Raw genomic sequence first — 12,757 nt, forward strand, 5'->3', positions numbered from 1 at the left:
TTACTCGCCTTGAATCAACACATAGCCGCTACCACGCATTGTTTTAATACGTTCATTATTTACATGCTCAGCAATTTTTTTACGAATATTGCTGACGTGCATGTCGATTGAGCGATCAAAGGGAGCAAGGCGTCTGCCGAGCACTTGTTCGCTTATTTGCTCTTTACTTATGACTTCTCCTGCATGCTGAACTAGCATGGCCAAAATCTCGTACTCAGTGCCTGTCAGGCTCAATGTGTTTTCATTCACAGAGGCTTCGCGAGTGGCAAGGTTAATATGAATGCTATTTACACTTAGGGAGCTTGTTTGCTGCTGCGATAAGCTATTAATGTGTTCAATACGACGAGTTATCGCTTTTACGCGAGCTAGTAACTCTCTGTGGTTAAAGGGTTTAGGGATGTAGTCATCAGCACCGAGCTCTAAGCCAAAAATACGGTCGAAGTCTTCGCCTTTAGCGGTCAGCATAATAACAGGCGTGAGCTTTTTCTGACGAAGTTGTTTTAACACTTCAAAGCCGTCCATAGATGGTAGCATGACATCAAGTAAAATAAGTTCGTAATTGTGATTAAGAGCGTGCGCTAAGCCTTCAGCACCATCATGAAAACAATCTACTGCAAACCCTTGTGCGGTTAAGTACTCGCTGAGTAGTTCGCACAACCCTGTATCGTCGTCGATCATTAATAGTTTCATTCTGACACCTACTTATTCGTTTCTATAAGGTTATTCTACTTAGTAAATTGTGTAAAAGTGAATCTTTACATAACCTTTACACTGGTTTGCGTTCCTTTGCATTGAACTTTGTATAGTTAACTCATCAGCTCAAAACAAGCATTGAGCACAACCCAACAAAAGGTAATGATTATGACTATTTCAAATAAGCTTTCTAAATTCGTATTTGTTTGTGGTTTAGCAGCAGCCAGTGTTGCTGCAACTCCTGTTATGGCAAAAGGGGATATGCACCGTGGCATGAACCCACACGCGCGTTTTTTATTATCTGAGCGTGGCATTGATAAATTACAACTGACTGAAGATCAGCAAACGCAGCTAAAAGCTATTTTTGCTGAGCAAAAAACGCAATTTAAAGCACTTCATGGTGATAAAGAAACCATGAAAGCTAATCGTGCGGCTTATAAAGAAAAGATGGATGTGCTTCTTGCAACTCAAGCGTTTGATGAAAATGCAGCAATGGAATTGATTAAAGCGCGTGAAGAAAAAACACAACAAGCTGCTTTGATTAAACTAAAATCAGAGCATGCTATTTGGCAAGTTCTTAATGCTGAGCAGCGTGAAAGTTACAAAGAAATTAAAAAGCATATGCGTAAAAAAGCCCACAAGAAAGGTCAACATCGTCCACATGGCGAGCGCAAAGATAAACGTTCAGACAGTAAATAATTAAAAAATGCGGCTTAAATGCCGCATTTTTACATTTTGAGCTTGAAAACTATTCTTTAAAAAACGAGTCATCATTTTTAGCAAGCATGGCTTCGATATCCTCAATCATATCTTGGTTTAGCTCATTGGCACTGCTAATAGGGCTCGATATTTTATTATTCTCAAACGACCATTCACCTAGATCAATGAGCTGGCAGCGTTTTGAACAAAAAGGGCGGTGCGGACTGTGTTCTGACCATTCGACTTTTGCTTTACATGTTGGGCAGTTTACAACTGTTGGCATGGTTTTCTTCTCAATTAAGCTTATGCATTTTAGGTGATCTTACTAAAGCTCAGCGTGAGAATCGAGTCACGAGTTAAAAACTCGTCACACGATTTACTTCAGCCAAAGAGGTAACACCATCTGCTGCTTTTTTTAACCCCGACAGTCTTAAGTTATTAAAGCCAGATTTAAGCGCCACCTCTGCAATTTCAAGCGAATTACCACCACGCATAATAATTTGCGCTATTTCAGGTGTGATCTGCATAACTTCATAAATACCAACACGGCCTTTATAGCCTTCGGTACAACTGTCGCACCCTTTAGGTGCAAATAATTGAATTTCACTTAATGTGTCTTTATCAAAACCTTGGCGAATAAGCTCTTCATCGGGGAGCTTTTCTGGGGTCTTGCATTTAGGGCATAAACGACGCGCTAGACGCTGTGCAATGATAAGACTAATTGAGCTTGCTACGTTATACGCAGGCACACCCATATTTAATAAACGGGTTAAGGTTTCTGGTGCCGAGTTAGTATGCAAAGTAGATAAAACCAAGTGGCCTGTTTGTGCTGCTTTGATTGAGATTTCAGCAGTTTCAAGGTCACGGATCTCACCCACCATAACCACATCGGGATCTTGTCGTAAGAAGGCTTTCAAGGCATTGGCAAAGGTCATATCTGCTTTTGGATTGATTTGCACTTGGTTAATGCCTTCAAGATTGATCTCAACGGGATCTTCGGCGGTACTGATATTGCGCTCAGGCTGGTTGAGAATATTTAAACCAGTATAAAGCGATACGGTTTTACCAGAACCCGTTGGGCCGGTTACCAATATCATACCTTGTGGTTGCTCAAGGGCATCCATGTAGAGTTTTTTCTGCTCTGGTTCATAACCGAGTACATCAATACCGAGCATGGCACTTGATGAGTCGAGAATACGCATAACGATTTTCTCGCCCCAAAGAGTTGGTAAGGTACTGACACGAAAATCGATACTTTTTCGCTCTGTTATTTTTAGTTTAATGCGACCATCTTGAGGTTTACGTTTTTCTGCAATATCTAAGCGAGACATCACTTTGATACGTGCTGATAAACGACTTGCTAAGCTATTCGGCGGACTGGCCATTTCATGTAAGATGCCATCAATACGAAAGCGCACTCGATAGCGGTGTTCATAAGGTTCAAAGTGTAAATCGGATGCGCCTTTTTTAATGGCGTCCATCAATATTTTATTGATGTAGACGATGATAGGGGCATCGTCTTTGTCTTCATCACTGCCTGAAATATCTTTAGGTTTTTCAGTTTCTAGATCGCCCAGTTCTTTAAATTCATCTTCGCTTAAGTGCAGACCACCTGTTGCATCCAGCAGTTGTTCTATTTTATTTTCTAACTGGTTGTAATCAACCACCACCACTTCACATGATAACCCTGTACTAAATTCAAAGTTTTCAAATGCGCCGTAGTCAGTAGGGTCAGAGGCTGCAATATAAAGTTTACGGCCCTTTTTAATGAGCGGTAGAATGTGATGTTCGCGAATTAGTTTTTCTTTTATCAGCTCTTCACTGATAAGCGAGACATCAAAATCTTTAATATCAAAATAAGGAACGCGAAAAAGATCGGTGCACTGCTCCGCAAGCTCATGGCCATCAATCTGGCAGCTTTTAGAAATAAGCTCAGCCGTAGAGTTATATTCACGCTGCTTGAGTTTTACTGTTTCTGCGTCAATACGGCCAAGAGTAATAAATTTTCTAAGTAACGGTGAGTTAATATTCATTGCGCACCTTGGTTGATCCTTTTTTTGTCACAATTTATCAGAAAAAAGAAGGGTGTAACATGAGTCTTGTCTATTTCGGCAAAATAGCCAAATAAATTCACTATAAAGTCAGTTATTTATAAGTTGTGCTAGTTATTTATTCTTAACTTTAATTGAGGTTAAAACCACGCCATATTAACTCATGGCACTTAACTGCAAATAGCCTTGGTGAAGTGCTTTAACGTCATTGGCAACCTCGGTTAATGGGCGATTATTATCTAAAATATCGTTTGCTTTTTGTTGCTTATTTTCGCGCGACATTTGCGATGCGATAATTTTCTTCGCTTGTTCAATTGATACTTTATCGCGGGCCGTTGTTCTGGCTATTTGCACATCAACAGGCACATCTATTAATAAAGTATGTGAGCAATACTGTTCAAGACCATTTTCAAATAACAAAGGAGCAACGAGTATCACATAATCGCTGGTGGCCTGCGCTAATTGCGTAAGCATTGACTCCCTAATTAGTGGGTGCATTAAAGCATTTAACCACTGTTTCTCGGCTTCATTTTCGAAAATAATTGCACGAAGTTTTGCTCTGTCTAGTGTACCTTCTGAGGTTAAAATGTCTTCACCAAAATGGGCTGTTATCTGTTTTAACCCTAGTGAACCCGGTAGCACGACTTCTCTGGCAACAATATCTGCATCAACCACCGTGATTGATAGCTTTTCGAACATCGCACTAATTGCACTTTTACCTGAGCCGATACCGCCAGTTAACCCCAATACCCAATTTGCCATAGTTAGTGACCTAAATAGCTAAAGTAGTAAGCTTGTATTTGTTCACCCCACAGTAAAGTAACCCAGCCAGCAATCGCAAGGTAAGGGCCAAATGGAATCGGGGTCGTTTTATCTTTACCTTGCAGAATAATTTGAGCAATACCAATGATTGCGCCCACCACACTTGAAAGCAATACAATGGTTAAGATTGATTGCCAACCTAGTAAGCCACCAAATACAGCTAAAAGCTTAAAGTCACCATACCCCATACCTTCTTTACCGGTTGCTAGCTTAAATAACCAATAAACACTCCACAAACTCAAGTAACCAACGGCTGCGCCAATAATGGCATCAGAAGGGGCAATGGTGATATCCATGACTGCTGCAATGAGGGTGAGCCACACCAGTGGAAGAGTGAGTTGGTCGGGGAGTAACATATGATCGATATCAATAAATGTTAAAGCAATAAGTACCCAAGTAATGAAAATATAAAGTAAGGCAAGCTCTGTCGCACCAAAGAGTGATGCCACCACAAGGCTTAACCCTGCAGTGAGCATTTCTATGATTGGGTAGCGTACAGAAATCGCTGTTTTACAACTGCCACAGCGACCTTTAAGTAATAACCAACTAATAACAGGAATATTTTGCCACACCTTAATAGGTGATTTGCATTTTGGACAGGTCGAATTTGGTTTAACTAAATTAAACGGTGCCTGCTCTGTGGTATTTTGAGATGGTAATTCATCAGCTAATAAAACACGGCATTCCGATTGCCATTCTCGTTTCATCATCAGTGGTAACCTATAAATTACCACATTTAAAAAACTGCCAATACACAGGCTAACCAGCCCAACAGTTAAAAAATAAAACCACGGTTGGCTTTGCATTACATTGGCAATATCAAGAAAGAAATTTTGCATTAAACTACCTAAAACTTTTTGTGCATCACAAGCGCAATAAATTGTCGCGGGGTAAACCCGCTGCTACAAAGGCGTAGTCGCGATTTTATATCGCGTTTAAATTGTCATTACCAATACGCTTTATAAATTGTTGCGGGGTAAATCCGCTGCTACAAGGGCGTAGTCGCGATTTTATATCGCGTTTAATTACCAGTACCAATGTGCTTTATACATAGTCGCGGGGTAAACCCGCTGCTACATGGACGTAGTCGCGATTTTATATCGCGTTTAAATTGCTATGGCCAATGTGCTTTATACATTGTCGCGGGATAAACCCGCTGCTACAAGGGCGTAGTCGCGATTTTACATCGCGTTTAATTAACCACACCCGAATGGTAACTAGATAACAGAACCTAATTGGAAAATTGGTAAATACATAGCCACAATTAAACCGCCAACAAGCACACCTAATACAGCCATTATTAAAGGCTCAAGTAAACTTGAAAGGCCATCGACCGCATCATCAACTTCTTGCTCGTAAATAGTCGCGACTTTGGCAAGCATACCATCTAATGAGCCTGACTCTTCGCCAATAGCGACCATTTGTACGACCATGTCGGGGAATATTTTAGAGTTACGCATGGCCCAGTTCATTTGATTACCTGAGCTTACCTCGGCTTTAATTTCTAAAATAGCGTAGCGATACACTGCATTGCCCGAGGCACCTGCCGCTGAGTCTAAGGCATCAACCAGTGGCACACCAGCTGCAAAGGTGGTTGAGAGTGTCCGTGCGTAGCGCGCAACCGCTGCTTTATTCAAAATCATACCCACAACAGGGAGCTTTAATATCGCTCTGTCGTTGGCATCTCTGAGTTTTTTACTTTTTAAAAGAGCTTCTTTGTAGGCATATCCAAAAGCAACTAGTGCAATGAGCATCATCCACCAATACTCTTGCATAAACTCTGAAATACCGATCACCATCAAGGTGAAAGCAGGAAGCTCTGCGCCAAAGCCGTTAAAAATATCTTGGAATTGCGGTACCACAAAAATAAGTAGGATAGAGGTGACAATTAAAGCCACCACTAACACCGCAATAGGGTAAAACATGGCTTTTTTAATTTTTGATTTTAGCGCTTCCGCTTTTTCTTTATAAAGCGCAACACGGTCAAATATTTTATCAAGGGCACCCGATTGCTCACCTGAGGCTACTAAGTCGCAATATAAATCATCAAAATAGCGGGGGTGTTTGCGAAGAGCTTGAGAAAGCGGCACACCAGCTTTAACCTCATCACCTATGCCTTCCATAAGCTTGGCAACACTTTTGTTTTTAGCGCCAGAACCAATCATTTCGATTGATTGTATTAAAGGCACACCGGCCATCAACATAGTGGCGATTTGTCTGGTGATAAGAGCAATGTCTTTGGCGGTAATTTTTTGGACGCGAGAGCTAAACAAAGATTTTTGTTTGCGTTTTACTTTAGAGGGGGTTATACCTTGCTTTCTAAGTTGTGCTTTGACTAAGGCTATACTTTGCCCAGACAACTCTCCTTCAAGCTTTTTACCACGAGCACTAACACCAACCCATTGGAAAGTATCTAAAGATTGCTTTTCTGAAAGTTTTGGCATTTAGTAGTTCTTATTGATTTTGCTAGAAAAGAGGTAGCAATAATGCTACCTAGTCATTTTAAAGTGGTAAAAACTATTCAGCAGTACAGGAACTAGGTAGCCAGCTTGCTTTAGCACTCGTACCTGTCACGGTTCCAGTACAAACCCACTCAGTTAAATCGAAGCCACTTTCGAAGTCTGTAGCTGCCGCTGCACTAGCACCATTTTGAGGAGTTAACTTAATTGCTAAGCCTGCTAGATCGCTTTGACCTGTTGCTTCGATAACACCTGCTGTAGTAACAGTTACACCAGAGACATATTTAGTAGCTCTGAAATCAGCATAGCAGTCATCCGGTTTACGGCCTACTTGGGCTTTTTCACTTACACATGTTTTTGCGCCGCTAGCAGCAAGCATAAGCTCTGCAGCTTTAGCTCTCGCAGTATAATCCTGATAAGCAGGTAGTGCTACTGCAGCCAAAATACCGATGATTGCTACTACAATCATTAATTCAATTAGGGTGAAACCCTGTTGCTTTTGTTGTGTCATTTGTTCCTCTCCTAAAGGATATGATGTGTTGTAAGTTTAGCTGTTGCTTCAGCATTGTAAAATTAATGCTTAATCTACAGAATAAATCTTACAGTTTTACTTAAAATTTCAATCAAACAGCCTGTTTGTAAACAAACTATCCTAAATTTCTGCTTATTCAGCGTATGTAAATTTACTTTAGCATTTATAAATGTTTTTGGAAGCTGTTTTCCCGCTAGCTAGCTGGTTTTTCAGAACTTTCCTACTTTAGTTTGAGACGGATCACGTTTTAAGCGGATCCCTGTAATAACGTGTAAATAAAATTGTTTTGTTATAACTTGTTGAGTTAATTGCAATCTTTACTTTATTGCAGAGTGAGTTAGCTTATAAAGTCTCAAAGTTCTAATTAAATATATATTTTTTGTTACCAGCTCAGGCTTTTTGCGTATTTAATGCTTTTTTTATTACGGTGTCAACGAATTAGGTAAAGATTAAATACGCAAATAAAGAGGAATTAAGCGTTAAAACGCATTGATAAGTCGATTGATTGTAAATTTTTTGTAAGTGCGCCGCTTGATATAAAATCAACCCCCGCTTGAGAGTAGGTTTTTAGTGTTTCAAGGGTCATATTGCCAGACACTTCTAACTTGGCACGCTTGTTAGTTATTACCACTGCTTGTTGAATTTGCTCAACGCTAAAGTTATCAAGCATGATGATATCAGCGCCGGCATCAATAGCTTGTTCAAGCTCATTTAAAGATTCAACCTCAACCTCAACAGGTTTGCTTGGGTGATTCAATTTAGCTTGAGAAACCGCTTTACCAATGCCACCGCAAGCCGCAATGTGGTTTTCTTTAATAAGGAATGCGTCGAACAATCCAATTCGATGATTAGCGCCGCCACCGCATTTTACTGCATATTTTTGTAGTGCGCGTAAGCCTGGAATGGTTTTGCGGGTATCCAATAGTTGAGTTGTGGTGCCAGCAAGTTCTTTTACATAATGTGCTGTGGTTGTGGCCGTGCCTGAGAGTGTTTGCACAAAGTTAAGTGCTGTACGCTCGGCTGTTAAAATCGCACGGGCAGAACCAGTGGCTGTAAATAAAGTACTGTTGGCTGCGACGGTGTCGCCATCGTTGACTAACACATCCACCTTTACAGACTCATCGACTTGTTTAAACACTTCTAAAATGATGTCTTTACCACAAAACACGCAGTCTTCGCGGGTAATAACTTTGGCATTGGCTTGTTCATTTTCTGGAATAAGCTGTGCGGTGATATCACCGTCATTTGCTGATTGGTAATTAAGGTCTTCATCTAGCGCAAGTTTAACTAACTGGCTAATTAAAGAGTGGGGAACAGACATGTCAAAGCTCATTGTGTAGTAAGAAGTTAGCAAAATTTTACTATGTTTAACTCTTGATTAGAAGATATAGGCTTGCTTGTTTTTGGCAACTAGACCCAAGGTTGTTAAGCCATTACACTGTTTAACTTTCTTGTCATGGTTAGTTTTTAATATGTATATAGATGACCTAGGTCGATTAAACACGGTATTACAGCGCCCATCTAGCCATTGCGATGAACGCCCACACGGTGAAGTCTCATTGCTTGTTATACATAATATTTCATTGCCAGCAGGGCAGTTTTTAACCCCTTATGTTGATGATTTATTTATGGGCTGTATTGATTGTAATGCCCATGAAACGTTTAGTGATTTACAGGGGCTTAGGGTCTCGGCTCATTGTTTTATTCGTCGTACAGGTGAGGTTATTCAATATGTGCCTTTTGAAAAGCGAGCTTGGCATGCCGGTGTGTCAATGTTTGAAGGGCGAGAGCAGTGTAACGATTTTAGCGTGGGGATTGAGCTTGAAGGAACAGATAAAACCCCCTATACCCAAGCACAATATAATGCATTACAATCACTAACAAAGGCGTTAATTTATAAGTATCCAGCTATTACACGCTCACGCATTGTTGGGCATTGCGATATTGCTCCTGGTCGCAAGACGGATCCTGGCGAGAGCTTCGATTGGCAATATTATTTTGATTTAGTGTTTTAAAGGAAATAGGTAACAAGATGATCTTAATTTCAATCATTATTGCGCTAGTCATAGAGCGTTTGGGCGCGCGTGCTGATTATTGGCAAATTAGTCATTATGCAAATAGTTACCTAACGCTTTCAAATAAGCAGCTGTCGAAGAAGGGGTTATTTTACTCTCCAATTGGCTTTTTAATTTGGCTGATGTTACCAGTACTTGCAATTGCCATTGTTTTTCAGTTGTCTGATTCAATTGTTTGGCAATTAGCGATTAATGTTGTGGTGTTGTTGGTGTGTTTTGGCTGTGCTAAACAGCGGGCACTTTATAAGTCGTACTTAAATGCATTAACGCGCAATGACCTTGAAGCGGCAAGTTTATATGCACTACAAATCGGGCAAAAGAAGCTTGAAGATGAGCCGCAAGGCGAAACCTTCGGCCAGACATTAGCATGGCTTAACTTTCGGTTTTATTGCGCAGTGATATTTTGGTTTGTCATTTTAGGTGTGCCAGGTGCTGTGTTGTACGCTTTAGTACGTACTTATGCTGATAAAGTACGGGATGACCATCGTGTAATTTATGCAAAGCGTTTCAAACTTATTCACACATTACTATTTTGGCTTGATTGGTTACCTGCACGTGTTGCGAGCTTTGGTTACTTAGTGATTGGTAACTTTAATAAAGGAACCAGCTGTTGGCTTAAGTATGTTTTAGATTTTTCAGTAAGCAACCGCAAAGTAGTGACGCAAACAGCCCTTGCAGCCGAACAAATTGAACAACAACATTTTGGTTGTACTTACGAAGCAACCTGTATGATGAAATTAATAAAACGAAACGTCCTGTTCTTTTTAGTGATCATCGCCGCATTGACCTTGTTTGGTGGCCTAGCGTAGTCGCGATTTTATATCGCGTTTGGGTTTGAAGTTTGTTTTGGGCTGTCGCGGGATAAACCCGCTGCTACGAGATGGCGTAGTCGCGATTTTACATCGCGCATAAGTTTTGTCATTTGTTTGATCTGTCGCGGGGTAAACCCGCTGCTACGAGATGGCGTAGTCGCGATTTTATATCGCGTTTGGGTTTTGAAATTTGTTTTGAGCTGTCGCGGGGGAAACCCGCTGCTACGAGACGGCGTAGTCGCGATTTTATATCGCGGTTGGGTTTTGAAATTTGTTTTGAGCTGTCGCGGGGTAAACCCGCTGCTACGAGATGGTGTAGTCGCGATTTTATATAGCGGTTGGGTTTTGAAATTTGTTTTGAGCTGTCGCGGGGTAAACCCGCTGCTACGAGATTGTAGTCGCGATTTTATATCGCGTTTGGGTTTTGAAATTTGTTTCGGGTTGTCGCGGGGTGAACCCGCTGCTACGAGATGGCGTAGTCGCGATTTTACATCGCGTTTGGTTTTGTAATTTGTTTTGAGCTGTCGCGGGGTAAACCCGCTGCTACGAGATGCCGTAGTCGCGATTTTATATTGCGGTTGGGTTTTGAAATTTGTTTTGAGCTGTCGCGGGGTAAACCCGCTGCTACGAGACGGCGTAGTCGCGATTTCATATCGCGTATGGTTTTATAATTTGTTTCGGGGTGTCGCGGGGTAAACCTGCTATTAGATCTTTAAATATACACTATCCCAATAAGCATAATCAGTTATGTTTTTTACGAGTCCAGCTCTTAATGGATTAGCGACTATATACCTCGCATTTGCTACTAAATCTTCATCGTCTCTTATTAAATGATCATAAAACCCTTTTTGCCAAAGTTTTTCTCGATAGTGCTTTCTAAATAGCGTTGCTGTTCGTCCTTTGAATTTTCTTACGACTTCACTTAGTGAAAGTGAGTTTGATAATTGAATTAGCCAGTGGAGGTGATTTGGCATGAGGACAAAAGTATTTGAGGTAATTAGTTTTTCTATTTCTAACTTTCGCATTTCATGAATGATTCGCCGATTAATAAATAAATTGTTCAAGTGGTTTCTACGAAGGTGACAAACAAGAGTTAAGGCATAATAATGATTTGTTTTTGATACCCTGCCTTTTCTTAATAAATGTGAGCTGTGCATGTGCGTCCTTAGCCTTATTTAAGTGTTGGTTTTTTTATTCTACATTAAAGAGTTTTTAGTCGTTTGTCCCTATTTGTTTTACGCATCGGTTTTGTCATTTGTTTCAGGCTGTCGCGGGGTAAACCCGCTGCTACGAGATGCCGTAGTCGCGATTTTATATCGTGCATGGTTTTGTCATTTGTTTGAACTGTCGCGGGGTAAACCCGCTGCTACGAGATGGCGTAGTCGCGATTTTACATCGCGCATAAGTTTTGTCATTTGTTTGATCTGTCGCGGGGTAAACCCGCTGCTACGAGATGGCGTAGTCGCGATTTTATATCGCGTTTGGGTTTTGAAATTTGTTTTGAGCTGTCGCGGGGTAAACCCGCTGCTGCAAGCAGGTTTATTTCGTATTTTTGCAATTCATCATCTGGTCTGACCATTTCTTTTTTATTTATTTTTCCTTCCGAAATAGTCACTTTATTCCATACTGTTTAATCTTTAGGCTAATTAAGTTAGGGTATAACTAGTCGCTAAGGGTGTGAAATTGACAGAAATACGGCTTTTTGATAACGTATGCATCAAATTTGGTATGACCAATTTACCTTTTGGTCAAGATGCAAGGCTAAACACCCTGTATTTAGTGGGCTTAGCATTAAACAATGCGGACGTTGATAAATGTCTTTAAAAATTAAAGCTGCAAAATTATCTGATGTAATTTTACAACAACTTGAGAATATGATTCTTGAGGGGTCGTTAGCACCGGGCGAAAAGTTGCCTCCTGAGCGAGAGTTAGCGAAACAGTTTGAAGTGTCGCGTCCCTCTTTGCGCGAAGCGATTCAAAAGCTAGAAGCGAAGGGGTTGGTAACGCGCCGTCAGGGTGGCGGAACATTTGTAAAAAATCAGCTTGAAGAAGGGCTTACTGATCCACTCTTTGATTTGATTAGTAAACATCCCGAGTCACAATTTGATTTACTTGAATTTCGTCATGCACTAGAGGGGATTGCTGCTTACTATGCGGCTATGCGCGGTACGACGAATGATTTCAAAAAAGTAAAACAGAGTTTTGACAATATTGCGCTTGTGAATGATGACATTGTACAAAAAGCGAAAGCAATTAATGCTTTTCATTTTAGTGTCGCTGAAGCATCACACAATGTTGTATTACTGCATTTAGTACGTGGTATGCAGGCATTGCTTGAACAAAATGTATTACAGAATTTAACTGTATTGTTAAAAAAACCACATATTAGTCAAAAGCTTGCTGAGCACAGACAGTTTTTGATGGATGCGGTTATAGAAGGAAACCCAGAGCAAGCACGTCTTGCTAGTAATGCTCACTTAGCCTTTATCGAAGAAGCCTTACTTGAGGCTGGCAAAGAGCATTCGCGGATTGAACGTAGTTTAAGACGCACCAAACAACATTAAGCAAGTGATTAGCTAAGTTTAGTTAACTACTTAATTTAAGATTTATTAAA

General features: G+C 40.6%; 14 protein-coding genes. 4 read left to right on the forward strand and 10 right to left on the reverse strand.

The features are described 5' to 3' along the window. Positions 1-690, reverse strand: coding sequence for a response regulator transcription factor (locus PAARA_RS16290; RefSeq protein WP_062570060.1), 690 nt, complete (start codon positions 688-690; stop codon positions 1-3). 171 nt (positions 691-861) lie between these two features. Between PAARA_RS16290 and PAARA_RS16295 the strand changes: the two genes are divergently transcribed. Beyond that, a complete protein-coding gene (locus PAARA_RS16295; RefSeq protein WP_062570061.1) occupies positions 862-1,392 on the forward strand; it encodes a Spy/CpxP family protein refolding chaperone in 531 nt (176 codons plus the stop codon). Between the two features lie 49 nt (positions 1,393-1,441). On the opposite strand, the gene yacG is transcribed toward PAARA_RS16295, so the two are convergent. From yacG to nadC, 7 genes are all read right to left on the reverse strand, one after another. Further along, entirely contained in the window at positions 1,442-1,675 is a 234-nt protein-coding gene (gene yacG, locus PAARA_RS16300; protein ID WP_062570062.1) for a DNA gyrase inhibitor YacG, read from the reverse strand. A 73-nt stretch (positions 1,676-1,748) separates the two neighbouring features. Then, positions 1,749-3,425: a type IV-A pilus assembly ATPase PilB gene (gene pilB / locus PAARA_RS16305; RefSeq protein ID WP_062570063.1), complete on the reverse strand. Its 1,677-nt coding sequence runs from the start codon at positions 3,423-3,425 to the stop codon at positions 1,749-1,751. A 174-nt stretch (positions 3,426-3,599) separates the two neighbouring features. After that, positions 3,600-4,205: a dephospho-CoA kinase gene (gene coaE, locus PAARA_RS16310; protein ID WP_062570064.1), complete on the reverse strand. Its 606-nt coding sequence runs from the start codon at positions 4,203-4,205 to the stop codon at positions 3,600-3,602. Positions 4,206-4,207: 2 nt separating this feature from the next. Next, a complete protein-coding gene (locus tag PAARA_RS16315; RefSeq protein ID WP_062570065.1) occupies positions 4,208-5,104 on the reverse strand; it encodes a prepilin peptidase in 897 nt (298 codons plus the stop codon). Positions 5,105-5,482: 378 nt separating this feature from the next. After that, positions 5,483-6,709: a type II secretion system F family protein gene (locus tag PAARA_RS16320; RefSeq protein ID WP_062570066.1), complete on the reverse strand. Its 1,227-nt coding sequence runs from the start codon at positions 6,707-6,709 to the stop codon at positions 5,483-5,485. A gap of 73 nt (positions 6,710-6,782) precedes the next feature. Beyond that, the gene (locus PAARA_RS20450) at positions 6,783-7,235 is read right to left on the reverse strand and encodes a pilin (RefSeq protein WP_083515342.1); all 453 of its coding nucleotides are present in this window, start codon (positions 7,233-7,235) and stop codon (positions 6,783-6,785) included. Positions 7,236-7,728: 493 nt separating this feature from the next. Continuing rightward, entirely contained in the window at positions 7,729-8,577 is an 849-nt protein-coding gene (gene nadC / locus PAARA_RS16330; RefSeq protein WP_062570067.1) for a carboxylating nicotinate-nucleotide diphosphorylase, read from the reverse strand. Between the two features lie 151 nt (positions 8,578-8,728). Here nadC and ampD point away from each other — a divergent pair, with 151 nt between their 5' ends. Continuing rightward, entirely contained in the window at positions 8,729-9,271 is a 543-nt protein-coding gene (gene ampD, locus PAARA_RS16335) for a 1,6-anhydro-N-acetylmuramyl-L-alanine amidase AmpD (protein WP_062570068.1), read from the forward strand. Positions 9,272-9,288: 17 nt separating this feature from the next. Next, positions 9,289-10,140: a beta-lactamase regulator AmpE gene (ampE, locus tag PAARA_RS16340; protein WP_062570069.1), complete on the forward strand. Its 852-nt coding sequence runs from the start codon at positions 9,289-9,291 to the stop codon at positions 10,138-10,140. Between the two features lie 707 nt (positions 10,141-10,847). Here ampE and PAARA_RS16345 read toward each other — a convergent pair. Further along, positions 10,848-11,300 carry an REP-associated tyrosine transposase gene (locus tag PAARA_RS16345; protein ID WP_062570070.1) on the reverse strand — a complete coding sequence of 151 codons (453 nt, stop codon included), beginning with the start codon at positions 11,298-11,300 and terminating at the stop codon, positions 10,848-10,850. 254 nt (positions 11,301-11,554) lie between these two features. Then, positions 11,555-11,758, reverse strand: a complete 204-nt coding sequence (locus PAARA_RS20580) for a hypothetical protein (protein ID WP_157066223.1) — start codon at positions 11,756-11,758, stop codon at positions 11,555-11,557. A 199-nt stretch (positions 11,759-11,957) separates the two neighbouring features. Between PAARA_RS20580 and pdhR the strand changes: the two genes are divergently transcribed. Further along, positions 11,958-12,707, forward strand: coding sequence for a pyruvate dehydrogenase complex transcriptional repressor PdhR (pdhR, locus tag PAARA_RS16350; RefSeq protein WP_062570071.1), 750 nt, complete (start codon positions 11,958-11,960; stop codon positions 12,705-12,707). Positions 12,708-12,757 lie beyond the last annotated feature (50 nt).

It is taken from the genome of Pseudoalteromonas arabiensis, from assembly GCF_001550155.1.
GTDB lineage: Bacteria > Pseudomonadota > Gammaproteobacteria > Enterobacterales > Alteromonadaceae > Pseudoalteromonas > Pseudoalteromonas arabiensis.

Coding starts and splice junctions, on each gene's coding strand:
- PAARA_RS16315 (WP_062570065.1), bottom strand. CDS start 5,104: ATGCAAAATTTCTTTCTTGATATTGCCAATGTAATGCAAAGCCAACCG.
- PAARA_RS16290 (WP_062570060.1), bottom strand. CDS start 690: ATGAAACTATTAATGATCGACGACGATACAGGGTTGTGCGAACTACTC.
- pdhR (WP_062570071.1), top strand. CDS start 11,958: ATGTCTTTAAAAATTAAAGCTGCAAAATTATCTGATGTAATTTTACAA.
- coaE (WP_062570064.1), bottom strand. CDS start 4,205: ATGGCAAATTGGGTATTGGGGTTAACTGGCGGTATCGGCTCAGGTAAA.
- PAARA_RS16295 (WP_062570061.1), top strand. CDS start 862: ATGACTATTTCAAATAAGCTTTCTAAATTCGTATTTGTTTGTGGTTTA.
- nadC (WP_062570067.1), bottom strand. CDS start 8,577: ATGTCTGTTCCCCACTCTTTAATTAGCCAGTTAGTTAAACTTGCGCTA.
- PAARA_RS16345 (WP_062570070.1), bottom strand. CDS start 11,300: ATGCACAGCTCACATTTATTAAGAAAAGGCAGGGTATCAAAAACAAAT.
- yacG (WP_062570062.1), bottom strand. CDS start 1,675: ATGCCAACAGTTGTAAACTGCCCAACATGTAAAGCAAAAGTCGAATGG.
- ampD (WP_062570068.1), top strand. CDS start 8,729: ATGTATATAGATGACCTAGGTCGATTAAACACGGTATTACAGCGCCCA.
- PAARA_RS20450 (WP_083515342.1), bottom strand. CDS start 7,235: ATGACACAACAAAAGCAACAGGGTTTCACCCTAATTGAATTAATGATT.
- pilB (WP_062570063.1), bottom strand. CDS start 3,425: ATGAATATTAACTCACCGTTACTTAGAAAATTTATTACTCTTGGCCGT.
- PAARA_RS16320 (WP_062570066.1), bottom strand. CDS start 6,709: ATGCCAAAACTTTCAGAAAAGCAATCTTTAGATACTTTCCAATGGGTT.
- ampE (WP_062570069.1), top strand. CDS start 9,289: ATGATCTTAATTTCAATCATTATTGCGCTAGTCATAGAGCGTTTGGGC.